This window comes from Bacteroides sp. GM023, from assembly GCF_014750685.1.
Lineage (GTDB): Bacteria > Bacteroidota > Bacteroidia > Bacteroidales > Bacteroidaceae > Bacteroides.
In genome coordinates, this window is sequence record NZ_JAAXGE010000002.1 from 393,690 (window position 1) to 417,955 (window position 24,266).

The 24,266-nt window shown below is 38.7% G+C and carries 13 protein-coding genes; 4 read left to right on the forward strand and 9 right to left on the reverse strand.

Annotation, left to right across the window (positions count from 1 at the left end; translation table 11 throughout):
• Positions 1 to 20: 20 nt before the first annotated feature.
• Complete coding sequence (locus HC965_RS04200) at positions 21 to 890, forward strand: endonuclease/exonuclease/phosphatase family protein (RefSeq protein ID WP_191030277.1); 870 nt, start codon at positions 21 to 23, stop codon at positions 888 to 890.
• A 62-nt stretch (positions 891 to 952) separates the two neighbouring features.
• Here the strand turns inward: HC965_RS04200 and HC965_RS04205 are convergent, their stop codons facing one another.
• From HC965_RS04205 to HC965_RS04240, 8 genes are read right to left on the reverse strand one after another with little or no spacing between them, the layout of a single operon-like run.
• On the reverse strand, positions 953 to 1,753 hold the full coding sequence (locus HC965_RS04205) for a DUF1961 family protein (RefSeq protein WP_191030278.1): 801 nt from the start codon (positions 1,751 to 1,753) through the stop codon (positions 953 to 955).
• Between the two features lie 26 nt (positions 1,754 to 1,779).
• Positions 1,780 to 3,030 carry a BACON domain-containing protein gene (locus HC965_RS04210; protein WP_191030279.1) on the reverse strand — a complete coding sequence of 417 codons (1,251 nt, stop codon included), beginning with the start codon at positions 3,028 to 3,030 and terminating at the stop codon, positions 1,780 to 1,782.
• Positions 3,031 to 3,047: 17 nt separating this feature from the next.
• Entirely contained in the window at positions 3,048 to 4,532 is a 1,485-nt protein-coding gene (locus HC965_RS04215; protein ID WP_191030280.1) for an alginate lyase family protein, read from the reverse strand.
• A gap of 28 nt (positions 4,533 to 4,560) precedes the next feature.
• Positions 4,561 to 4,872, reverse strand: a complete 312-nt coding sequence (rhaM, locus tag HC965_RS04220; RefSeq protein WP_191030281.1) for an L-rhamnose mutarotase — start codon at positions 4,870 to 4,872, stop codon at positions 4,561 to 4,563.
• Between the two features lie 37 nt (positions 4,873 to 4,909).
• Entirely contained in the window at positions 4,910 to 6,631 is a 1,722-nt protein-coding gene (locus HC965_RS04225; RefSeq protein WP_191030282.1) for a RagB/SusD family nutrient uptake outer membrane protein, read from the reverse strand.
• Positions 6,632 to 6,642: 11 nt separating this feature from the next.
• Positions 6,643 to 9,735, reverse strand: a complete 3,093-nt coding sequence (locus HC965_RS04230; protein ID WP_191030283.1) for a TonB-dependent receptor — start codon at positions 9,733 to 9,735, stop codon at positions 6,643 to 6,645.
• A gap of 24 nt (positions 9,736 to 9,759) precedes the next feature.
• A complete protein-coding gene (locus HC965_RS04235; protein ID WP_191030284.1) occupies positions 9,760 to 11,010 on the reverse strand; it encodes an alginate lyase family protein in 1,251 nt (416 codons plus the stop codon).
• A gap of 25 nt (positions 11,011 to 11,035) precedes the next feature.
• Positions 11,036 to 12,235: a glycoside hydrolase family 88 protein gene (locus HC965_RS04240; protein ID WP_191030285.1), complete on the reverse strand. Its 1,200-nt coding sequence runs from the start codon at positions 12,233 to 12,235 to the stop codon at positions 11,036 to 11,038.
• 330 nt (positions 12,236 to 12,565) lie between these two features.
• Here HC965_RS04240 and HC965_RS04245 point away from each other — a divergent pair, with 330 nt between their 5' ends.
• Positions 12,566 to 16,630 (forward strand): two-component regulator propeller domain-containing protein, encoded by a 4,065-nt coding sequence (locus tag HC965_RS04245; RefSeq protein ID WP_191030286.1) that lies wholly within the window; start codon positions 12,566 to 12,568, stop codon positions 16,628 to 16,630.
• A gap of 673 nt (positions 16,631 to 17,303) precedes the next feature.
• Here HC965_RS04245 and HC965_RS04250 read toward each other — a convergent pair.
• Positions 17,304 to 18,626, reverse strand: coding sequence for an ATP-binding protein (locus HC965_RS04250; RefSeq protein WP_191030287.1), 1,323 nt, complete (start codon positions 18,624 to 18,626; stop codon positions 17,304 to 17,306).
• 343 nt (positions 18,627 to 18,969) lie between these two features.
• On the opposite strand from HC965_RS04250, the gene HC965_RS04255 reads away from it, so the two are divergent.
• Positions 18,970 to 20,643, forward strand: coding sequence for a DUF6377 domain-containing protein (locus HC965_RS04255; protein WP_191030288.1), 1,674 nt, complete (start codon positions 18,970 to 18,972; stop codon positions 20,641 to 20,643).
• 534 nt (positions 20,644 to 21,177) lie between these two features.
• Positions 21,178 to 24,264 carry a TonB-dependent receptor gene (locus HC965_RS04260; protein ID WP_191030289.1) on the forward strand — a complete coding sequence of 1,029 codons (3,087 nt, stop codon included), beginning with the start codon at positions 21,178 to 21,180 and terminating at the stop codon, positions 24,262 to 24,264.
• Positions 24,265 to 24,266 lie beyond the last annotated feature (2 nt).

A 24,266-nucleotide genomic window follows, 5' to 3' on the forward strand; every position in this document is an offset into this window, starting at 1 on the left:
TATCTAACAATAAAAAAACAATGAGAAAACTTTTTATTGTATTGGCGCTCTGCGGTGCGTCAATACTGAATGCGCAACAATTGAATGTAGCTTCGTACAATGTACGAAACAGTAACCCGAACGATGCCAAAGAGGGAAACGGATGGGAACAACGTTGTCCGGTACTCACTCAATTAATCACTTTTCACGACTTCGATATATTCGGGGCGCAGGAAGTGAAACACAATCAATTGGAAGATATGCTGAATGCCCTGCCGCAATACAGCTATATAGGTGTAGGCCGGGATGACGGAATGACTAAAGGGGAATACGCTCCTGTCTTTTATCGGAAAGATAAATTCAAGTCGCTCAAATCCGGAAACTTTTGGCTATCGGAAGATACCACCAAGCCGAATAAAGGATGGGATGCGGCCTATACCCGCATCTGTACATGGGGAGAATTCAAGGACAAAACCGGTAAGTTCAGATTTTGGTTCTTTAATCTGCATATGGATCATATCGGCATAGTGGCTCGTCGCGAAAGTGCCAAGCTGGTTATCAGCAAAATTAAAGAGATGTGTGGTAAAGATCCCGTCATACTGACTGGTGATTTCAATGTAGACCAAACCAGTGAAAGTTACCAGGAACTTCACGAATCCGGCATATTATCAGACTCTTACGAAGTTGCCCAAATGAAATATGCCACTAATGGAACATGTGCAGGTTGGAACCCGAATATATATACTCCTAATCGCATCGACCATATCTTCGTAACCAAGAACTTTATCGTAGAGAAGTACGGTGTATTGACAGATACTTATCGAGCTAAGAATGAAGTTACCGGAAAGTACGAAGCACATATTCCTTCAGATCATTTTCCAATAAAGGCGGTACTAAAATATAATAAGTAGTGGTTAAATATCAGAGAAGTTACAACCTGAAAAAACGAGTTGTAACTTCTCTAAAGAATTACTTAATCCATATGGTAAACTTTAAAATTCGCATACCTTGAACTGCGAGTGTACATTTGTCTTAAGCCTATCCTTCCTTTATCTATCCCCGGAAAAGAAGAGGCGTCAAAATAGAAAGTCTTGTCTTGTCCATCTCCCTTTACATTCATATATAAATCCGTATCATATTTTATAAAAGTCAGATGATAAGTGACTCCAATCTTAAATAAACCCGTATTCAAATATTCAGGCTTCAGATCCGTTCCTTCCAGCCCTTTTTTCCACTGAGGCATATACCGACGGGCACGGATATATTCAGGCTTATTTTCTGACGCAACTTCCGTCACTGCATAACTAATGTGATAAGTATCCATATTATTGAAATACGTACTCATCCGAGGAACTTTGCGAAGCTCATTCCACTTGAATATGTCTTTAACAAATGGTCTTCTTCCCGACCCTTGAGCCTGAATATATAGTATATTCACACAATAATGTCTAGAAGAATCCAGTCTCATAAAATCATATTCTATTTTCAAGTTTCCTTCAAATTCCTCTTTTGTCCACAGCACCAAGTGATCTGCATCTACATAAGCTCTTTCACCTGCATACATATCAAGTTGCCCATCTTTCTGCATTATCCTTGCCTTTTCACCATCCAGATGCCACTTTTCCGACCATGCATGTTGAAAATTATCCTCAAATACCAATTGCGCCGGTTGTCCCAATAATAAGTCGAATTGCTTTTGCAGTTCATTTTGCTGCCCCAATAGCATCCAGCAGGGGCATAGCAAAAAGAACAAACTAAGAATCATATTTTTCATCTTTCCATTTCCATTCAATAAGATTTCTATGGATTCAGTACCAAACTCATATCGTCAAGGAATGGTTGCTGATGACCATTTCTTCTCCAAACAATATATACTTCTGTCTTCCCGGCAGGCATAGTAAATGTGTAAGATACTTTTTTATGCTCATCGGAACTACTCAAGACACCATCAGAAGCAGCGACATATCCAAAGGTTACTTCCGGTGCCAACGGGTTGGACAAAGTCGATATATCGGCTACATCAACAACAGCGCCCAACCTGATATTTCCTGTTTGTACCATATCCTTTTCCGGAGGAGTCTTATACCAGAAGGAGAACGTATAGGATTTACCGGGTATCAATCCATTCAGTTTTCTCCACAGCCAGTCCAAAGAATTTGCCTGTTCACCATCACGCATACGTAAGAACAGATAGGAGTTTCCGGTATGAGGAGAAGGAGAGCCTGCAGAAACCCTGATGGCAGTAGCACTGGCTCCAAATTTACCAATACCTTCCGTATTCGATCCGCCCCATTCTCCGAGAGCAGGCCAATATTTATTAGTAGTAATTCTCTCAAAACTATAGTCTTCTTCCGGAGTATCTAGTAAATTCACACCTCCCATAGCTTTGGTCTGTTGTATAATATCCACCGTTTTGACAATACCTTGAGCAACAATACTAATCTTACCTTCACGAACCTCATCTTCTTCATTTTTTTCTACCACAAAGTTCAATGTCCCATCTTCCAAACCTGAAAGCGGATCAGTAAAGGTAATCCAGTCAACATCGGCTGAAACTTCCCAACCCACATTACACACAAAAGAAATAGATTGATTTCCTCCTTCAAAAGCTAGTTTTATCGGGCTTTTCGTGGTTATATCCAGTTGAGGAATAGAAGTATCCCTATATTTTTGGCTTATGTGCAAAATCTTCTGTAATTCACCTGCCACAATTTTAATAATCCCTGTCCTTTCTACCTCTTCTTCATTCTTTGTAACTTTAGCATGAATCACTCCACTTTGGCTACCACTTGTCTCATCCAACGTAATCCAGGAGACTTCTGAAGATGCTGTCCAATCCAGATTACAAAGAAACTCCACCGGAATAGTTCCTCCATATGTACTCAACCCTCCTATATTTTCTGTTATAATATAAAGAGTAGGCTTATTTTTCACTTCATCATCGCCATCACAAGATTGCAGAAAACCTATGGATATCAATAATAGCCCCATACATACACTCGTTTTTTTGAGCGTATCAATTATCCAATGATATAAAATATATTTATTCATAATTACCTCCTTTTAAGTTATTCGTCGATTCCTGCTGACAGAAAGCGCGTATATCCAAACAAATCCATATAAGACGACTCCCTGTTAAATGTACCTGAATTTATCATTTGTTTAATCGATTCACTATCGGGATAATACCGGAATCCTATTTCATACATTCCCGGATTATCACCGGCTTTTGCCAAACGTTCAGTTTCCCCGCAATAATATCCTGATTTGATACACGAATCCATCAACCGATAAAAATCACTATAATACTCAAAAGGATAGCGTAAATTCTCTCCTGTAGGCGCAGTATATGCAAATATATCCAAGCCATTGTTATAACACATTCGGGCATTAGTAGATAATAAAGTCAGTGTCAGATGGGTATATTGCAGCCCTTTCAAAGGTGCAGTGTCATGACGATAACGATCGTAAATCTCTCCTTTTACAGGGGCAGGGGCGCCTGCTTTTTCTCTTGAACACGGGATATCGCCATCCATAAATATACAGCCGGTAAGCAGTTCGTATATATCCCTCGGATTGGACGGAGAATCTATGGCAAATTGAATCAGCTCATCATTATCCGTAACCAGACCGAGCATCAAAATGCCCATTGTATGGGCTACGAGATGATTTTGGAAATATTGCTTATTGAAATAATCATTGTTTTCCCACTTTTCAATACTGAGTATCCCTTCTCTATATAAAATCTGAAACCAATCTATAATATTTTTTTTAGTTTCCTCATCCATGATATTTTCAGAAACCAACATATCGTATGCACAAACCATCGGATACATTCCTCTGGCAAGATACATGGCACTTCCAGCATCAGCTACGTAACTTATATCCTTACACGCTTTAGCCCAAACCTCCATAATCTCTATTGACTTTTGCGCGTATTTTTCATCTTTTGTAAACCAGTATGCCATAGCTAAATCACGAGAGTTTGAGCCCGGCGCATAACTTGCATCAATGAATTTAGCAGGATCTTGTCCGGTATAAGGGGTAGTTGCATAAGTAAGAGCTTTATTACAACGGTTCATCAAATTATTGTAAGTTGCCGTTATACTTGCCGAACTGCCAGCTTCTATTATACTCTTGATATTCAACAATTCCTCTTTTGTATAAAGTATGGAAGGATGTTTATGAACAAACCCTATTGTCTGGATGGCTTGTTCCACTTCTATAACTTCAACGTTACCTCCACAAACAATTGTCAACTTACCTATACGCTTTTCAGTAGAGGTGTTTTTATCTATATTTATTTTAACAATTGCATTTCCATTACCTTCTGTCGGACTCACAAATTTTATCCATGCCACATCAGACGAAATAGCCCATTTATCATAACAAATAAACTTAACCAGTTCTTCACCACCTCCATATCCAATCTTGACAACACTTTCAGATACCAAAGATATTGCTGTATCTTTCGCATTATCATTGCACGCCATAACCATCTGTGCCAATAACAGCAGTACCCAAATGACCGGATGTTTATATTTTAATCTCATTTTCTTTTTTATTTAATGGTTAATAAACTTATTCCATATAAAATACTTCTTTTAGCGGGATACTGACAGGTGAATTATCAGAATTTACTTCCATGATGTCCGCCATATAGTCCCACCATTTCTTCACGATTTCATTCTCTCCCATATCCTGTGAACCCGCGCCGTTATTCTTCTGTATAGCATACAGCACATTAGTCTCCTTATCTAAAAAAATAGAATAGTCAGATATCCCATTAGCCTTTAGCAACTTCACTAATTCAGGCCATATTTCACTATGCCGTTTTTGATATTCTTCTTCAAAACCGGGTTTCAGATACATTTTAAAAGCTTCTCTTTTCATGGTTTACTTCAATTTTCCGATTAAAAAAATGGATAGCCTACCAACCCGGATTATTTGGTTTTAAAGCCGGATTCCGTTGGATTTCCTCACTTGGAATAGGCCATAAATAGTCTCTTTCTGAGAATTTACGTGTAAAACGGATTTCTCCTGTAAAATCTTTCTCCTGACGATTATTCAGATATTGCATAGCTAGTCCCCACCGTCTCAAATCACTGAAACGATGCCCTTCACCAATCAACTCTATGGCACGTTCGTGCATGATACGCTCAAACATCTCTTCCTTATCAGTAACTTGCAACCATGCCGGTCCACTGTTTAATCCAGGCATATTAGTAGATTGTCTTTTTCTTACTTTATTCAGTTCAACCACAGCCTCATCCAACTGATTATTTTCATTATACGCCTCAGCCAACATAAGCAATACATCGGCCAAACGAATAACAGGGAAATTTATAGGAGTATGATTACGATTAGTTATCTCACCTCCCATATCTTCAATGGGAACAAATTTACGGTAAAAATACACGTTCCACCCTTTATCAAACTGGATAAACCCGTTAGCGACAGTAGTTCCCGCCGCAATTGCATAAAGTTGTTTCTTCGAACCAGTACCTACGATATAGCCATTATAATAAGAATAAGGGACAATCAGCGATTGCATCATTCTAGAATCCCTATTTCTATAAATACTACCCAGCAATGTTGTATCGGGAATCGTTTCCAGCTTTTGCTTTGTAGCATTCAACGTCGCCTGAAATGCCTTTTTCTTTATTGCATCATTCTCGTTGTATCCCGGAATGTAATTATTCCAATCAAACTCTTTACCATCCTTCTCTTCATACATATCCGCCAATGTCACCGAAGGCAGACAAGTGCCACGGCCTCCTCCATAAGTTCCACGTGTTCCATACAAGGTGGCAAACGGCATGCCATACAAATTGTCGGTAGTACCTTTGTTCTGAATAGCAAAAATTGTTTCATAATCTCCGGGAATCGGTCCTGCTGAAGTAAATAAGGTCAAATAATCAGAATATAATTTATAGCCATATTGATTAGTTTTATTATACACGATTTCTTCAAAATCTCCAATTGCCTTTTCCCAATTCTTTATATACAAATATACCTTTCCGCGCAAAGCATATGCGGCACCTTTAGTCGCCCTGCCATAATCGGCAGCATCCCACTTGAGAGGCAGATTGGCTATGGCCAAAGTAAGATCTTTAATGATGAACTGCCATACTTCTTCTCTGGAGTTTCGTGGCAATAACATTTCATTGAATGATTCGGAAACTTCCCAACTCTCATCATAAATAGGGACACCACCAAAAAGATCGGCCAAATGAAAATAATACAAAGCTCTCAAAAAATGAGCCTCCCCTAAAACATTATTTTTCACCTTTTCATCAATTGGCATCCCTGACACATTTTTAATCACGGTATTGGCACGTTGCACGCCATCATATGTATCTTTCCAATTTTGTACAAGGAAATCATATGCACCGTTGTATGTTCCTTGCTCAACCGGTCCTCCAGGACCATGAGCAATATCCGAATAAGTATCAAATAACGGCATATAGCCATAAGCTCCATTACTCTTTAATTGGGCATATACTCCCATTACTCCGGACTTGGCATCGGCTTCCGTCTTCCAATAGTTACCCTGAGCTACCTTATCATACGGGGCTACATCCAAATCATAGCAGCCACTTAATCCTAATACTATCAAAAGTATTGTAGCAATATATCCAGTTGTTTTCATAATCATATTTTTTAAAAGACTACATTTATACCCACAGTTATCTGTTTCATCGTAGGATAAGTTGTCCCATTTATCTCCGGGTCAATTCCCTTATAAGAAGTAAATGTCAACATATTCTCCAAACTTGTATATACACGTAGTTGTGATATTTCCAGTTTGTGGAGAAGTTTCCTCGGTATCTTATATCCTAGCTGGACATTTTTTAATCGCAGATATGACTTATTCTGTACCCAGAAATCACTTGGTTGAGTATTTATAGTACTTAAATTAGTCAACAACCTCGTATATTTGGCATCGGTTCTTCCTTCTCTCCAAGCACCTTCAGCAATTTCTTTATTGATCACACTCCCATAATCAATGCATCCCCTATAAAATTTATCTTGCCAATATACCTTAATTCCAGCATTTCCCTGAAACAGGCAAGCAAAATCAAATCCATTCCATTCAGCTCCGAATGTGAGCCCATAAGTTAAACGGGGAGCAAGACCATGGCCTACAGCATATTTATCATTATCATCAATGATTCCATCTCCATTGATATCCTTATACAGGAAATCACCTTTTTGCGGAGTTCCATATGAGGCAAACGGATTGACACGTTGTCCCGTAGACGGGTCAACCGGAGCATCTTTAATCATCTTCTCAACAAATAGCATATCCTCATCTGTCTGAAGAATCCGGTCTACCGCCAACACATATTGGACATTTATAGGATATCCTTCCTGAATCATGTTTGTGCCGGAAATAGACCTCTCTTCTCCTTTATAACGAGTTACTTCATTGTCTATAAAAGTGAAGTTACCTCCCACAAAATAGTTCACTTTAGCAATTTTATGATTCCATTTCAGGTTCACTTCTACACCTCTATTCCGGACCCTTGCAGCATTTTGTGTCGGAACAGAAGCATTACCTACCAATAATGGCGCTGGAAGGTCTATAAGAATGTCATGGGTGTCTTTGCTAAAAAGATCAATTGTACCATCAAGTCTTGACCCGAAGAGATTAAAATCAAGTCCGATATTAGTTACATATGTCGTTTCCCATGAAACCATCGCATTGGCCAATTGCGTTTGTGCCAGGCCTGGTATAACTGAATTTCCCAACACATAGTTAGCCTTATTATATACAGACTGATACTCGTAATTATCTACCGCATTATTCCCCAATGCCCCCCATGAGAGCCGCAATTTCATCATGTTAATCCAGTTGGCGGATTTCATGAAGTTCTCTTCTGACACACGCCACCCTAAAGAGAAAGAAGGAAATGTTCCCCACCTGTGTTTTTTATGGAAACGAGAAGACCCGTCACGGCGTATATTGCCTTCAAACAGATACTTATCAGCCCACGAAAGGTTTATTCGCCCGAAGTATGAACGCATCACCCAGTCCGTTGCCGCTCCGCTCGTTTCAGAGTCACCGGTAGCCCCATTTATCACTGATAAATTATCAGCCAAAAGGTCATAGCGTTTAGCTTCAAACCATTTTACATTATCTTTCTCTTGACTGGCACCCACCAATATGCCCACATCGAGTTTATTAAATAATGTCTTTTGATAACGTGCCACTACATCAGCTACATGATGTGTATTTGTCCAGTTCTTATTCCTCACATACGTTCTGCCGGCAGCCAACTGTGTTATCGTATTGGCCTGAAAGCTCCAACGGTCGACATAAGCGGGAGTCTCTTCTTCTTGTGTATTATTACGGCGGTACGTATATGAAGCTTCTATATTTAAGCCTTTGAAAACTTTTATATTTCCCCAAAACCGGGAAGTGATATTATTAACCTCTATATTTCCCTGATACATATTTAAATGATAAAGAGGACTCTGTACCTGCTGATTCTCCTCCGGATTCTCAACAGCTCCATACCTACCGTCAGGGTGACGATAAACGATACCGGGATTAGCTATCGTACTAAATAGTGAACTCATATATTTAGACCCCATCTCCGCATCTGATTTAAGCCCGCTGATATTCATGCCTAACGTTATCCAAGGTTTCAGTTCGGCGTTCACATTAAGCCGGGCAGAAAATCTTTCATAAGCCGAATTCTCCACAATACCCGGATTATTCAGATAAGCAACAGAACCAAAAGCTTTAAGTTTTTGGTTTCCAACCGAAAACGATAAATTATGGTTAGTAGATACTCCGGTTGAAAATATCTCATCTGCCCAATTTGTGTTTGGATACAGATAAGGCTCATTAGGATGTACCCTCCATTCCGCTATTTTTCTCTCTGAATATACAGGCGTTGCCGTAGGGTCAATATTATAAGCCGCCTCGTTATAATATTCCATATAATCTGCGTAATTATTCACTGTCTTAATAGTATTGGAAGGTTTCTGAAAAGAAACATACCCATTATAAGAAATAGATGCCTTACCCTCCGAACCTTTTTTAGTCGTTATAAGAATAACCCCATTCGCAGCCCTTGAACCATAAATAGCCGAAGAAGATGCATCCTTTAAAACAGAAACAGATTCTACATCCTGCGGGTTGACTTCATTGATATTCCCTTCCGCTCCGTCAATGATAACAAGTGGAGAAGAATTGTTCAGTGTTCCCTGCCCCCTGACCAGTAAGGTAGCCCCATCATTATTCGGACGTGCCGATCCCTGATTCACATATAATCCCGAGCTTAATCCGGCCAGACCTGTAGACAGGCTCGTCATCGGCCTACTTTCCGCCTGCTCCGTCAGATTTACAGTAGACACCGAACCGGTCAGGTTTACTTTCTTTTGGGTGGCATATCCTACTACCACAACTTCTTCCAGTGTTTTTCCATCTTCGGTTAAAGTGATCGTAGCTCCATTTGCCTTGGAAGCAACCCTTTCCTCAGAAGCGTATCCCATATAAGAAAAGACTAGTATATCTTTTGCCTGAACCTTTATGGAGAACCGCCCGTCTATATTGGTAATAGTTCCTGTTGTCTTGCCTTTCACCTGAACAGTGGCTCCAATCATAGGCTCATTATTCGCATCCACAACCATCCCATTTATATTCAGCGGTTCCTGTGCCCGGATACTATCTATCGGTATCATTAGCATGAATATAAACATATACAATGAATATATTCCTTTAGTGATGTTTCTCTGTTTCATAGATATTAATTATTAAAGATTAATTTATTCAATACAACGTCCGTGAGTGAGAACTACCGGGCCTAATAAATGTAAATTATGAGCAGTCCGATCATTAGTACGCAAAACCTCATTAAAGATTTTCTCTTCCGGATAACGCGCGTGACCAACTTCCCAAAGAGTGAATACTGCCTGGTCATTATGGTTAATCCAGGAGTCTTCGCCAGAATAAAATCCTCCTTTCACAGAAGCATCTTTGGTTATATAAAAATCAGCATAAAAGATCAAAGGCAGCTTAATATTTTCACCGGAAGGTGCTACATAACCATAAAGATCCACTCCATTCAGTCTTGCCATCTCTGCAGCTATCATCAACAGATTGGTCGATAGTCCCACATATTGCAAAGCCCTGTTAGGTTTCGTAGTATATCCGTGATGAGTCAACACAAAATGTCTGTACCTGTCCATAATTTCTCCATCCTGTGTAGGCCATTCACCGGGTTCGCCGGAATAAGGTGGTTGCCCTTTCATCAAAATCATACCTTCAATTACATCCTTTATATTACGTGAATTTGTTTCCCCATTATAAGCATAGTTTACCAGTTCATCGTCCTGAAGAATGATACCAATAGACATCAAACCTACAACCTCTGCCACAATATGATTCTGATAGTACTGTTGCCCGAAATAATCATTAGCTGCCCATCGTCTGGCTCCCTCTTTGACGTGAGGAAGCAATACATTGAGCCAGTCTTTAAATTGCTTTTGCCTACTCTCCTCAATAAGATTATCCGCACAAAGTAAATCATAGGCATAAAGGAACGCAAATACACCACGTGAAACCAACATTCCGGTATTAGGATAGAATTTATTCGGATCGAAATAAGTGCCCGGAGCATTTTTAGGAGAAGACCATTCATTGATTATTTCAATAGCTTTACGTGCATAGCGTTTATCTTTAGTAATCTGATAGCCTATTGCCAAATCTCTTGCAGCCGACCCATCACGTATGGCGGCTTTATAGAAAGACATACTGGCATCCCCCCGATATACATTCGGTTTCCATTTCTCATCTGCATAACCGTCTATCTCACTTTTCAGTTTTTCCCAAGCTGTTTTCCAAGGCTCAATACCCGAAAGAGCATTTCCCCGCATCAACTCAATATCCGCACTCGACAGAATCAGGCGGGGATGTTCCGCTTTAATTCTAACCGATTGGTTCTGCGAAAGTGACTTCCCTGCGATGAGAACCATCAAAAACAGTAACAATGATACCTTCATCAACTTGTTTTTCATATAGTAATGATTTTAGTTAGTAACTCTATTCTTTCAAATGCATGGCTCTATACCTCATTAATGCTTCTACAAAATAATAATCTGCATATGTCAGAGGTACATCCACTTCGCTATTCTGTGGTAAAAAGCCTACGCTGTGTTTAAGTATGAAATTACAGTTTTCTCCCGGCTTTGCCAGATACTCGTCCGAAACTAATGTTCTAAGTTGCGTTTCAGCAACAGCGATATATTCTTGTCCGGTTACCTTGTCTACATAACCTGACAGTTCCAATAAAGCAGAAGCCATAATGGCAGCAGCTGAAGCATCTCTCAAGGCATTCGGTACTTTTGGATCGTCAAAGTCCCAATAAGGAATCTTGTCCTGAGGCATCTTCGGATGATTAAGAAGAAAGCCGGCAATATGCTTTGCCTGTTCCAGATAACGTGGTTGTTTCGTTTCCCGATACATCATAGTATACCCATACAATGCCCAGGACTGGCCCCTACTCCATACTGATTCGTCACTATACCCTTGCCATGTACATTTCTGAAGCGCATTGCCGCTGATTGTATCATAATTCACCACGTGATAACAGCTATAATCCGGTCTGAAATGATTCTCCATTGTTTTGTCAGCATGAGAAATTGCTATATCATAGAAACGTTTATCACCCGAGAACTCCGTTGCCCGACAAAGTAATTCAAGATTCATCATATTGTCAATGATTACAGGAAACTGCCAATGCAAAGTGCCCGGATGACTCCATGAACGTGTGCATCCTACAGCAGAACGGTAACGTGTAGATAATGATCGGGCTGTAGTAGTGATTATATCCCGGCAGGAAGTATCGCCCAATAGCCGGTATTTATTTCCGAAAGAACAGTTTATCATAAAACCGACATCATGGTTGTCTTTATTATACTTCTGAATCTCAACTCTATCACTCATCCTGGAAGCCATCTCCCTAAGCTGCTCATCTCCGGTATATTCATACAAATACCAAAGAGTTCCGGGATAAAAGCCACTCGTCCAGAAATAAGAATCCGAGGTTTCAAGCCCACCATTCTTATCTACCGAACGGGGTAACATCTCCGGAATAGAATCCATGACAGAGTACATATACTTATATTGTTCTACCGCCCGGTTCAAGGCATAATCGACCATGTGTTCCATAGAAGGTTCCAGGGATTTCGTACATCCTGATACCATCAATGAGAGCAGACATATCGCCACATAATTTTTCATATTTTCTTTGCTTATAATTTGAGATATATTAAAAATTTAAAGATCCATCCAAAGGTTTTCTCCCGACAGCAAGAGCAAAAGTAGGAGATTACGGGAAGCAGCATTGGATAAAAAAGTACCAAAGGTTCTATAATTTTGTTCATATCCCTATTACAAACCGTTTTTTGTTTCATTATCTCAAAAAATAACGATACATTTGTGATTATCGAACCTGCTAAGATATAAGATATATAATAATAGTCCCCCATTATATGAATCCCTAAGATTAATACCCAAACTAAATATAGGAAGTTCCGAAAACAATAGAAACTTAATTAACGCTTTTAATATATGCCTGAACATAACAGACTAATCGCTATTATATTTATGCTGGTTTCATGCATCTCATCCATCGCTGGATTCGAGACCGCAAACTTCCAGCATCTATCACTCAATTCCATGTTTCCCCAGATTACGATCAACGGACTTTATCAGGACGAATCCGGCATCTTATGGATTGGAACTAAAGACGGTGTGAAGAAGTATAATGGAAATTATATCGAATCTGTCAACTTCATGGGAATAAACAACTGGATACAATCCAACCTTGTTCCGACAATCTGTGGAGACAAGAAAGGACACTTATATGTCAATACGGATTACAGCATCATTGAATATGACCTGATAAAAGAGGAAAGCCGCATCATATTCAGCCAGCCAAACACACAGATATTGCCGTCCATCGCCTTCAATTATGGTATCAACTCATTATGGATCGGTTTATTGGATAGCGTCTATAATTATAAGGAGGGTATATGCCAGTCCAGATATAAAATTGACGGTAGCCACCTAAGCATTTCATCACTGAAAGAAGCGTCCGGCAAACTATTATATATTGGCACCAAACATGACGGGGTATTTACCATCGACCCATCGGGCAGGCAACAGAAAGTACTGACTACCCGCAGTGAAATTATATCGATAAACGAAGATAGCCGGAACAACATCTGGGTGAGCACCCTGAATGAAGGATTATTCAAACTAACCTCATCGGGCGACGTTATCCAATATACGGAACCTACCTTAGCCAGCAATTATGTAAGAACGGTATGTGAAGACAACAACGGAAACATCTGGATAGGAACCATGTTGGGATTGAATGTCATCAACCCGCAAACAGGTGATATCAGTTTTTATGGTCTGGAAAAAGAGGGTAGTGCGGGACTAAGCAACCTCTCTGTCTGGATTATCATGAAAGACGATCAAGGTACAATGTGGTTCGGTACCTACTATGGAGGACTGGACTACTATAATCCGCATACGGACATCTTTGAATATAATAATCTGAAACTGGGACACGCCGGTATCGGTCCCGTAATCAGTAAAATTATAGAAGACAAGACTGGACGGCTATGGATCAGTACAGAAGGAGACGGGTTGGTATCCTACCTACCCGAAACAAATTCATATACATACTATACAAAAGAAAACAATACAATATCTCACAACAATATTAAGACCTTATATTATGATGATACAGCCAGTACAGTATGGATCGGGACTCATCTTGGCGGACTTTGCAGTTACTCGATTGACGAAAAAGAATTCAAGCATTTCATTATCGACCCATCCGACCATACGAAACGGTCGGAAATCGTTCAGGCTATCATCCGTCATAAAGATATCTTATATCTGGGTACGCTTTCGGGGGTATATTATATGAACCTGGAAGATGGCAGCATTCAAAAGCTACACCTTCTCGACAAATACATCTATGCTGTAAACTCATTGATGATAGACAAGCAGGACAACTTGTGGATTGGAGGGAATAACCTGTGCTATTACAGTATCAAACAGAATTATGTACGCAGCCTTGACAAATATCTTGCTAAAATCACCGCTTCTTCTAAGAATACCATTACGTCCCTTATTCAGGATAATAGCAATCGTATCATAGCCACCACATTAGGTGCAGGTATTCTTATTTATCATCCTACTCAAGATAGGCTCGAACAGATAAACAGCAAGAACAGTAATCTCGACAGTGATTATCTAAGTGCCGTTTATCCTCTGTCCGCTCATCAGCTTTTGGTCACTAGCGCAAACGGCTTATCCCATATCGATCTCAAAACAAAAAGAAGCTATAATTATAAGTCACAAAACAAGTTCGTCTTACCGTCAATGATTCCGGGTGACATAATGAAAAGCAGCGATAGCCGTATCATCATGGGAGGAATAAACGGCCTTGCCATGATTTCTGAAAAGAATTTGTTTCCGGAAAGTCTACCCACTAAAATGTTCTTTTCCAAACTATTCGTTAATAACAAAGAAGTGTCGGCAAATGATTCTTCCCGGATATTACCCTGTTCTCTTTTTGCAACAGACCGCATCAGATTGAAACATCATGAGAATAATATATCTGTCGAAATCGGAACCAACGACTTCGTAAATCTCGGACAATCCAGATATCAATATAAACTGGATGGGTATAACAATAGCTGGATTGAATTTCATCCCCAAAGATCAATCAACTACATGAACTTACCTTATGGAGACTATAAGTTAAAAGTAAGAAACATTTCCTTTAAAGATGAAGCCGAACTCAATGAAATCAGTCTGGGAATCACAATTATCCCTCCTATTTATGCCACCTGGTACGCTTATCTATTATATACGTTGCTAATATTAGCCATCATTATCAGCATTGCCTATTTCTACCGTTCCAAGTTATTGTTAAGAAATTCACTGGAACTTGAAAGACGGGATAAACTGCAAAAAGATGCAATAAATGATTCCAAAATGCGTTTCCTCGGAAATATATCACATGAGTTGAAAACACCGATCGCATTAATATCCGGACAACTGGAACTTATTCTTATGTCAAATTATTCAATGCCTACTATCCAGAACAGCTTGCGTGAGGTACATAACAGGGCTGCCAAAATGGGTACTTTAATCAATGAACTACTCGACTTCTTGAAATACAACAAAGAAAATTTCATGTTACGAATCAAACAGCAAGATATCGTTTTATTCACACAGGAAATATATGATTCTTTCGTCAGTTATGCCGAACTAAAGAATATCCATTTCAATTTTGTGTTCGACCAGAAGAGCCAAAACGCATGGTTTGACGAAGTCCAGCTACAAAAAGTATTCAACAACATACTGTCAAATGCCTTCAAGTTTACTCCAGAGAATGGGATAGTCGAGATAAAAATAACCTCGTCCGGTTCTTCTGTAATCATAACTTTCACTGATTCCGGCATCGGAATCCCTAAGGATATGACCGGGCGAATCTTTGAACGTTTTTTCCAAGTGAACAACTCTGTGAACAAAGGATTATCCAACACCGGAACCGGCATAGGACTATCACTGTCACTCAATATCGTGAAAGCCCATCACGGACTAATAACTGTAGAAAGTGAAGAAAACAAAGGCAGTTCATTCATTGTTAAATTGCCTGTCGGCAAGGAACATTTCAAAGAGGATAAGAATATCACTATCATAGAAGACGATGGAAATAAAGAAATTACTAACAACGCCCTAAGTATAGAAGGAGAAGAAGAAAATCTTGAAGATTTCATTGCACAGCAAAAACAGAACTTCAATCATTCATCGACTTTACTTATCGTTGAAGACGATGACGAATTGCGGAAGCTACTCATAGAGATATTTGAACCTATCTTTGAAATCTTTGAAGCCAGGAATGGTGAAGATGCATTTAAAATCGCACAATTAAACTCACCGGATCTTATTTTATCGGATGTCATGATGCCCGGCATCTCCGGTATAAATCTCTGTGCAAGAATAAAGTCTCATTTTGATACCAGTCACATACCGATTATCCTACTCACTGCACTAGGCAGCATAGAACATAATATTAAAGGTCTGAATTGCGGTGCCGATGACTATATCACCAAACCTTTTAATATCAGAATCCTAATTGCAAAATGTATTAACCTGCTGAATAACAGACGAAAACTGCAGGAACGATACAGAGCATTAGAAAACAGTAGTGCGGAACAACTGACCAACAACAAACTTGACCAGGATTTTATCGATCAGATAGTTAAAATTGTACAAACCAAACTAGAAGAAGGAAACGGTGACATTAACGTCACACTACTATGTGCTGAATTAGGATTAAGCCGTACAAAATTATTTCTGAAAATGAAAAAGATAACAGGAGAATCTCCTCATTCTTTTATTCAAAACATAAAGCTCAAAACTGCCGCCAAAATGCTTCGGGAGAATGAAAACTATAATATCAGCGACATCAGTTTCCAACTAGGTTTCAGCTCGTTGAATTACTTTGGAAAAAGCTTCAAGGAATACTTCGGGATATCTCCTACTGCCTATCGAAAGGTTCATCAAGAACAAAAACCAGAATCTTTTGGGCAATCACGCATTTGATAATATATACCTTCGATGTCCTATTTTTAATATTCTGCAAGAAAATAGCTAATTGAAAAGTAGCAAACCGGAGAATAAACTGCATAAAGAAGTGTATTAGTATGCAAAAAGAACAGCCCATATTGTATAAATCCAAACAGAATATACATCTTTTTTCTATTCGGAACACTTCATTACTTTAAAACCAACGGCTTGTTCCTCGGTGCCGAACAGGTCGACACTCACCGAGGAACACCTCGTTTCCCAGTGAGGAAGACAAAAAAGGATTATTAAAGAAGCATTTCTTATCTAGTTTATCCTAAAATACCGGAAATCAGAAAATAACAAAATGATTAGTTTCAAAGCTATTCACATCTTAAATATCAAAATCTATCAAGAATCTACCACAATTCGATTAACATATTCCTAAAACAATAAAAAAGAGAATTTCGTAATAACCAATGCGTGGCATATTTCAATTTTCCTTTATCAGAGCTACAATTCACGCCCTTCTCAGATGATTAAATATTCTTTTTTTAAGAATCATCGTTTTTTCAACAATCGACAGATTCTTTTAAAAGGTTCTCTCAATAATGGCTGTAAGTATACATATTCTGCACATTGAAAACAAGGTAGTATCCAACATAAGAGTTAATCCAATATTCACTACGAAAACAGTTCATAGCTCTTCCCCCTACACTTTATTCTTCAACAATTCCTTTGTTTTATCTGCCAAAAATAAAGGGATATTTATCAAATTTCCATCTTGTTTCAGATTCAACATCGAATACCGGATACGACAAGCAGGTTGGAAAAGTTTTTCATATTGAATTAAACTTTTACCTGTTATATTTTGGTCTGCCTTCACTTCTATAGGATAAATATGATTATCACATTGAAGTAGAAAATCAACCTCTGCTTTATTACCGGAAGTCCAATAACGAAAAGATGTTTGGAACTGCGCCGTAAGACTTTGCAATACGTAATTTTCAGCCAAAGCCCCCTTATATTCTGTATAACCGGGAGTGGGTAACAGCAAAACACTTGCGTCCAATTCCGATAATTGTCTCAACAACCCTACATCCAGTGCATAGAGCTTAAATGTAGACAAATCATCATAGGCTTTTAATGGCAATCTGGGAGACTTGCTCAAAACAACCTTATTGATAAGACCTGCCTGTTCCAGCCATAAAATAGCATCTTCGTACTCACGGGCACGTGCCCCGGGGCGAACTAACTGATAAACAAATTTACGATTTTCTTTGGCTAATTGCGAAGGTAGGGAATTCCATACGTAATTAATACGTGGAGCTAATGCCGGTGTAGTATGTTTCACAAAATCCAGGGCATAGTCATTTAATATATCACGAAGTGCCGAATCCACCTTTTCCATATCATTGAAGTCAATCATCAAGGTTGCAGGTTCGGGCATTCCTCCACAGATAGAATAAGCAATAAACGTTTCCCGCAATTTATCAAAGAAGATTTGAGGAAGAGGAGCTATTTCCCTGATAGAACACATATATTCATACATAGCTACATCCTTAGTCTTCAGAAACTCTGTAAAAGTAAGGGGATACATAAATAAATGATTCACCTTTCCAACTGGAAACGAATTACCGATATGATTCAAGTAAATTCCTAATAAAGAACCTGCACAAGCTACTGCATACTCAGGCGTTTCTTCACAGAAATATTTCAAAGCATTCAACGCTTCATTACATTCCTGAATCTCATCCAATATCAACAACGTCGTTTGAGGATTAATTTTCCTTCCATGCAAAAAAGATAATTGCTGAATAATTCTTTTCGGGTCTTTTGTTATTTTGAATATATCACAAAGTCCACTCTCATCCTTATCCAAACTAAAATATGCGACATCCTCAAAATATTTCTTACCGAAATATTTCAGAGCCCACGTTTTACCCACTTGTCTGGCTCCATGAACAACCAATGGCTTCCTGTTTTTATCCACTTTCCAGGTCGCCAACTGCAGGATAACTTCTCTTTCAAACATAGTCAATCACATTTTTGATATCAGATATGTGATGAATTACACATTTTTGATATGAGTTTCGTGCAAATATACACATTATTCACACGAAATAGAGTAAAAAGAGCATAAATTTTCGTGATAGACAATTTTTTAATCAACACAAACTTTAGACAGAAGCTACTACCTCCTGCATTCCGCCAATTAAGGTATATCTATGAAAACGAGCTATAGGTGACTACATTCAAGGAACTTACGATGCGTGTTAACCAATGAGCTGAATTACAAATATACTCCCAAAAATATTTCATTTAACGAAATAATAAGATTATATTTGCTATTGTAAATTGAATACACTGTACTAAAAATGAAAATACACACCCGGAGTTATATCATTTTTCTACTTTCTTTGTGCATCTACCCAACATTTGCCCAAAAAAAGAAATTTCCTTCTTTAAATGATTTAGATAAGGCAATAGTAGAACAACAAATTTATGTAAACAAGCGCGAAGAAAATATTCATGTTAATAAAAAAGCACTTCAAGAGGCTACAACAGATGAGGAACGTTACCGTCTAAAAAATCTTTTATTTAACGAATATACTGCATATAAAGTGGATTCATCATTGCACTATGCTAAAGAGAAACTTATTTCAGCACAAAAAATAGGAAAGCAGGAATATATAGACGATTCGCACATTAATATTGCTAGAGTTCTCATATTAGCGGGAATGTATAAGGAAGCTTCTGACATTCTAGATAATATCGACCGTTCACAGATGGTTGATTATTTGAAAGATTACTATTTCCAAACTTACAATATACTATATGAATCGATGCTAAAGCATTCGTTAGATAGCTCCAGTACGGAAAAGTATAGACAAAAAGCCACAGAGTACAAAGATTCTATTTTAATAAACTGCAACTATAGTAATCCTTATATCTATGCAGACCGGCTCATCATAGACGGAAATTATCAGAAAGGATTGAAGTTATTATTGGATACGTTTGAAAAAGTCAATCCTGAAAATCGGGAAATAGCTTATACGGCTTATGCTATCTCTGATTTTTATCGTCGGCAAGGTAATATAGAAGAAGAGAAAAAATATCTAATAGTTTCGGCACTATCCGATATAAAATGGGGAATAAAAGAATATATATCCTTATGGAGATTGGCTACAATTCTCTATCAAGAAGGGGATATTGAACGCGCCTATACATACGTGAACCGTTCTCTGGATGATGCAGCTTTCAGTAATGCCCGCCTACGTACTCTTGAAATAACACAAACGCTACCTATCATTCAAAATGCTTATCTATTAAAAAACCATACAGAACAACGGCGTCAGCAAAACGCTCTTATTTTTACCACCATATTGATCCTTTCTTTGGTAATCCTGTTATTTTTCATTCGAATACAATTGAAAAGACTGTCAAAAACACGGAGTCAACTAAATCAGGCCAATCAACAGTTGCAAAAGCTTAACGTAGAACTGAAAACTGTAAACGAACAATTATTGTCGACTAATGACCAACTTAATGAAGCCAACAATATATTATCTTCAACCAACAAATCATTAACAGAGGCCAACAATATCAAAGAGACCTACATAACCCGATTTATGAGCGAATGTTCCGCCTATATTGACAAAATAGACACTTATCGTCGGCAACTCAACAAACTTGCAGCTGCAGGCAAATTAGACTCATTGTATAAGGAACTAAAGTCTTCTTCATTCATAGAAAAAGAATTGGATTCGTTTTATAGCACTTTTGATGAAACGTTTCTTCATCTGTTTCCCAATTTCGTAGAACAATTTAACAGCTTGCTTCGCGAAAATGAAGCAATTATCCCCCCTAAGAAAGGCGGACTGTCCACTGAGTTACGCGTCTTCGCTCTGCTTCGTTTAGGCATTACCGACAATGAGCGTATAGCTTCTTTCCTCCGATGCTCCAAAGCTACCATTTATTCCTATCGTTCACGAGTACGTTTAAAGTCGTTCTCTCCTGAACAGTTTGAAGAACAAATTATGCACCTATAAATTCATAACATAAGGGGACAAGACGCTTTATAAGCTTAGTTCACATACGAATATGAAAAGCTGGTTACGCCATTTATCTTCACTTAAATAATGTTGTAATAACCATTAACAATATGACATTATCGGCTACTATCACAGAATAATCATTTCACAAAACAACGTTTTCAATAGGTATATACACTCATAAATTACTTGCAAAAGAAGCAGGCTAGTTACAAAATTTGGAACCAGCTTTTTCATATAACTTCAAGACCGACAGGAATAGAGAAAAACTCTGATTTTACATTTTTAAAGATTTATCAAGCAAGTTGAATCTTGTATATACTTTGTATTCTAGTTTATCTACTTCGCACCAACATACTACTAATCAACACTATATAAATACATCTATTTGTATTTTTATAGCACGACGTTTTATACCAAAAAAGAAATATTGATTTTTGCATCAGCCTTTGAGAAATGACGGTAACAATAAAAATAATCCAATTTCAATTAACAATCTAATTTCAATTAACAATCTAATTTAAAAAAGCTATGAATGTAAAAACTACTATTCTTGCATCGTTGTTCTTAGGTATCGGTCTTTTTCCGATACATGCCGAGACGCTGATGACAGAAAGTATGATTGTCCAACAGACAAAAGGAATCCGCATCAGCGGTACCGTACTCGACAAAGAAAAAACGCCATTACCGGGTGTTAATGTCACCGTAAAAAAATCAACTATAGGTACTATTACTGATGCGGACGGCCATTTCTATATTGAAGTGCCCAACAAACAAAGTGTATTAATCGTGACTTACATCGGTTTTAAAACCAAAGAGATAGTAGTAGGAAACGATATCAACTTCAACATTACATTGGACGAAGATGTGGAAGCATTGGATGAAGTGGTAGTAGTAGGATATGGCAATCAGAAAAAATTGTCAGTCATTGGCTCAGTACAAACTTTAGAGCCAACTAAACTTCAAGTAGGTTCTTCACGTTCTATGAGTAATAATCTGGCTGGACAGTTGGCTGGTGTAATTGCCGTACAGCCTTCGGGTGAACCGGGATATGATAATTCCAACTTCTGGATTCGCGGTATTGCCTCTTTTAGCGGAAATACCTCACCATTGGTATTGGTAGATGGTGTAGAACGCAATTTGAATGACTTGGACCCTGCCGAGATTGAATCTTTCTCTGTATTGAAAGACGCATCGGCCAGTGCCATGTATGGTGTGCGTGGAGCCAACGGAGTCATTATCATCAATACTAAACGAGGAACTGTAGCCGCCCCCTCTATTAATGTGCGCGTGGAGCAATCCATTCAAGCTCCAACCAAATTACCACAATTTATTGGAGCCGCTGAATACATGAACTTGCTTAACACATTGCAGAGCGACCCTTCCAAGCGAATGTTTACCAAAGACCAGATTCTGAAAACCTATTATGGTTATGACAAGGATTTATATCCCGATGTAGACTGGATTGATGCTATCACCAAGGATTATGCAAACTCTACACGCGCCAACCTAACAGTAAGTGGAGGTACCGAAATACTTCGCTATTCACTCACAGCTTCCCTCTATCATGAAAATGGTATTATGGCTTCCGACAAAACATTGCCCTATGATACTCAAAGTAAACTAAACCGCTATAATATACGTGCCAATGTCGACCTAGACTTGACAAAAACAACCTTGCTACGATTCAATGTGGGAGGCTACCTGCAAAATCTGCGTAAAAGCCGCAGTGGTACGGATGAGGTGTTCGGCGCAGCCTTTGAAACTCCTCCTTTTGTACATCCGGCTGTCTATTCTGATGGCACTATTCCCATTGCGAGTAGCAATCGTCCCAACCCTTGGGCCATCAGCACACAGAACGGATATTATCATAGCGGAAAAAGCAAGCTGGAATCATTATTCGCTGTAGAGCAAAACCTCAAAATGATAACTCCGGGACTAAAAGCTAAAGTTACCTTTGCTTTCGATACCTATAACGAAAATTTTGTAACACGTGGCAAAGAGCCAGATTATTATAGCGTCGCCAAGAATAGAAACGACGAAGGAGAATTAATACATAGTATCCTGAAATATGGAAGTGAGTTTTTGGATCATTCCAGTAATGCCAATTATGGTAATCAAAGCGTTTATTTGGAAGCTGCCATTACTTACAATCGGACCTTTGCCAATAAACATGCAGTAGATGCTCTTTTCTTATATAATCAACGCAGCTATGATTGGGGGGATATCCAGCCTAACCGTACACAAGGGATTGCAGGACGTCTTTCGTATACGTATGACCGCCGCTATGTTTCTGAGTTTAACTTTGGATATAATGGTTCGGAAAACTTTGCTAAAGGCAAGCGTTTTGGATTCTTCCCTTCAATAGCTTTAGGCTGGCTTATCAGTGAAGAACATTTTATGGAGCCGGCGCATGATATTATAAGCAAACTGAAACTTCGTGCCTCCATCGGTTCAGTAGGTAATGACAACATTGGTGGACGTCGCTTTGCCTACATTACTACCATCAACTCTAAAGCCAACGGCTACAATTGGGGCTATACAGGCGATACCTACCGTGATGGCGTACAAGAAGGAGAAGTCGGTGTAGAAAACCTGACTTGGGAAAAAGCACTCAAAATGAACCTCGGTTTGGAAATAGGCCTTTGGGACGAATTCGATCTTCAACTGGATTTTTTCAAAGAACAGAGAACTAGTATCTTCATGCAGCGTGCTACTATCCCCACACAAATAGGATTTATCAATAACCCCTATGCAAACTATGGTAAAGTGGACAATAAAGGTATAGATATTGCATTGAACTACAACAAACGTTTCAATAAAGACTGGAATATCAACTTCCGAGGTACTTTCACCTATGCTAAAAATAAAATAATCGAGCGTGATGAACCAGAATCCATCAAGGGTACTTATCGTTCTATTACAGGTCGTTCCATCAACACTCTGTGGGGATTACAAGCTGAAGGACTCTTTACAGAAGCCGATTTCGAAAATGGCAAGCTAAAGGAAGGAATTCCGGTTCCACAACTGGGATCAGAAGTACGTCCAGGAGACATCAAATACTGTGATATGAATAATGACGGTTACATTACCGCAGCCGATGAAGGATATATTGGCAATACCACTGATCCACGCATTGTCTATGGTTTCGGCGGGAATATAAATTTCCGCCAATGGGACTTCAGTTTCTTCTTCCAAGGAACAGGAGATGCATATCGTATCATTGGTGGATCCGATTATTTCATCCCCGGTAGTGGACAAGGGGTATTAGGTAATGTCTATACAAACTATACAGACTGCTGGACTGAAGAAAATCCTTCTCAAAATGCATTTTGGCCACGTCTTTCCGAAAGTACAAATATGAACAACAACCGTGCGTCAACTTTCTGGAAAAAAAACATGAGTTTCCTCCGGTTGAAAACTCTAGAAATAGGTTACAGCCTGCCTAAACACATTACTGACAAAATTTGTGCACAGAAAATTCGTTTCTTCGCCAGTGGCAACAACCTGTTTTATTTCTCCAAATTCAAATTGTGGGATCCGGAGTTAGCCACTTCCGATGGTCTGAAATATCCTTCCATGCGTTCTTTGATGCTGGGAGTGGAAGTAAACTTTTAATA

Excerpts from the sequence above, each read along its gene's own strand:
- HC965_RS04240 (WP_191030285.1), bottom strand. The coding sequence starts at position 12,235 with ATGAAAAATTATGTGGCGATATGTCTGCTCTCATTGATGGTATCAGGA.
- HC965_RS04210 (WP_191030279.1), bottom strand. The coding sequence starts at position 3,030 with ATGAATAAATATATTTTATATCATTGGATAATTGATACGCTCAAAAAA.
- HC965_RS04235 (WP_191030284.1), bottom strand. The coding sequence starts at position 11,010 with ATGAAAAACAAGTTGATGAAGGTATCATTGTTACTGTTTTTGATGGTT.
- HC965_RS04215 (WP_191030280.1), bottom strand. The coding sequence starts at position 4,532 with ATGAGATTAAAATATAAACATCCGGTCATTTGGGTACTGCTGTTATTG.
- HC965_RS04245 (WP_191030286.1), top strand. The coding sequence starts at position 12,566 with ATGCCTGAACATAACAGACTAATCGCTATTATATTTATGCTGGTTTCA.
- HC965_RS04250 (WP_191030287.1), bottom strand. The coding sequence starts at position 18,626 with ATGTTTGAAAGAGAAGTTATCCTGCAGTTGGCGACCTGGAAAGTGGAT.
- rhaM (WP_191030281.1), bottom strand. The coding sequence starts at position 4,872 with ATGAAAAGAGAAGCTTTTAAAATGTATCTGAAACCCGGTTTTGAAGAA.
- HC965_RS04205 (WP_191030278.1), bottom strand. The coding sequence starts at position 1,753 with ATGAAAAATATGATTCTTAGTTTGTTCTTTTTGCTATGCCCCTGCTGG.
- HC965_RS04225 (WP_191030282.1), bottom strand. The coding sequence starts at position 6,631 with ATGAAAACAACTGGATATATTGCTACAATACTTTTGATAGTATTAGGA.
- HC965_RS04230 (WP_191030283.1), bottom strand. The coding sequence starts at position 9,735 with ATGAAACAGAGAAACATCACTAAAGGAATATATTCATTGTATATGTTT.
- HC965_RS04200 (WP_191030277.1), top strand. The coding sequence starts at position 21 with ATGAGAAAACTTTTTATTGTATTGGCGCTCTGCGGTGCGTCAATACTG.
- HC965_RS04260 (WP_191030289.1), top strand. The coding sequence starts at position 21,178 with ATGAATGTAAAAACTACTATTCTTGCATCGTTGTTCTTAGGTATCGGT.
- HC965_RS04255 (WP_191030288.1), top strand. The coding sequence starts at position 18,970 with ATGAAAATACACACCCGGAGTTATATCATTTTTCTACTTTCTTTGTGC.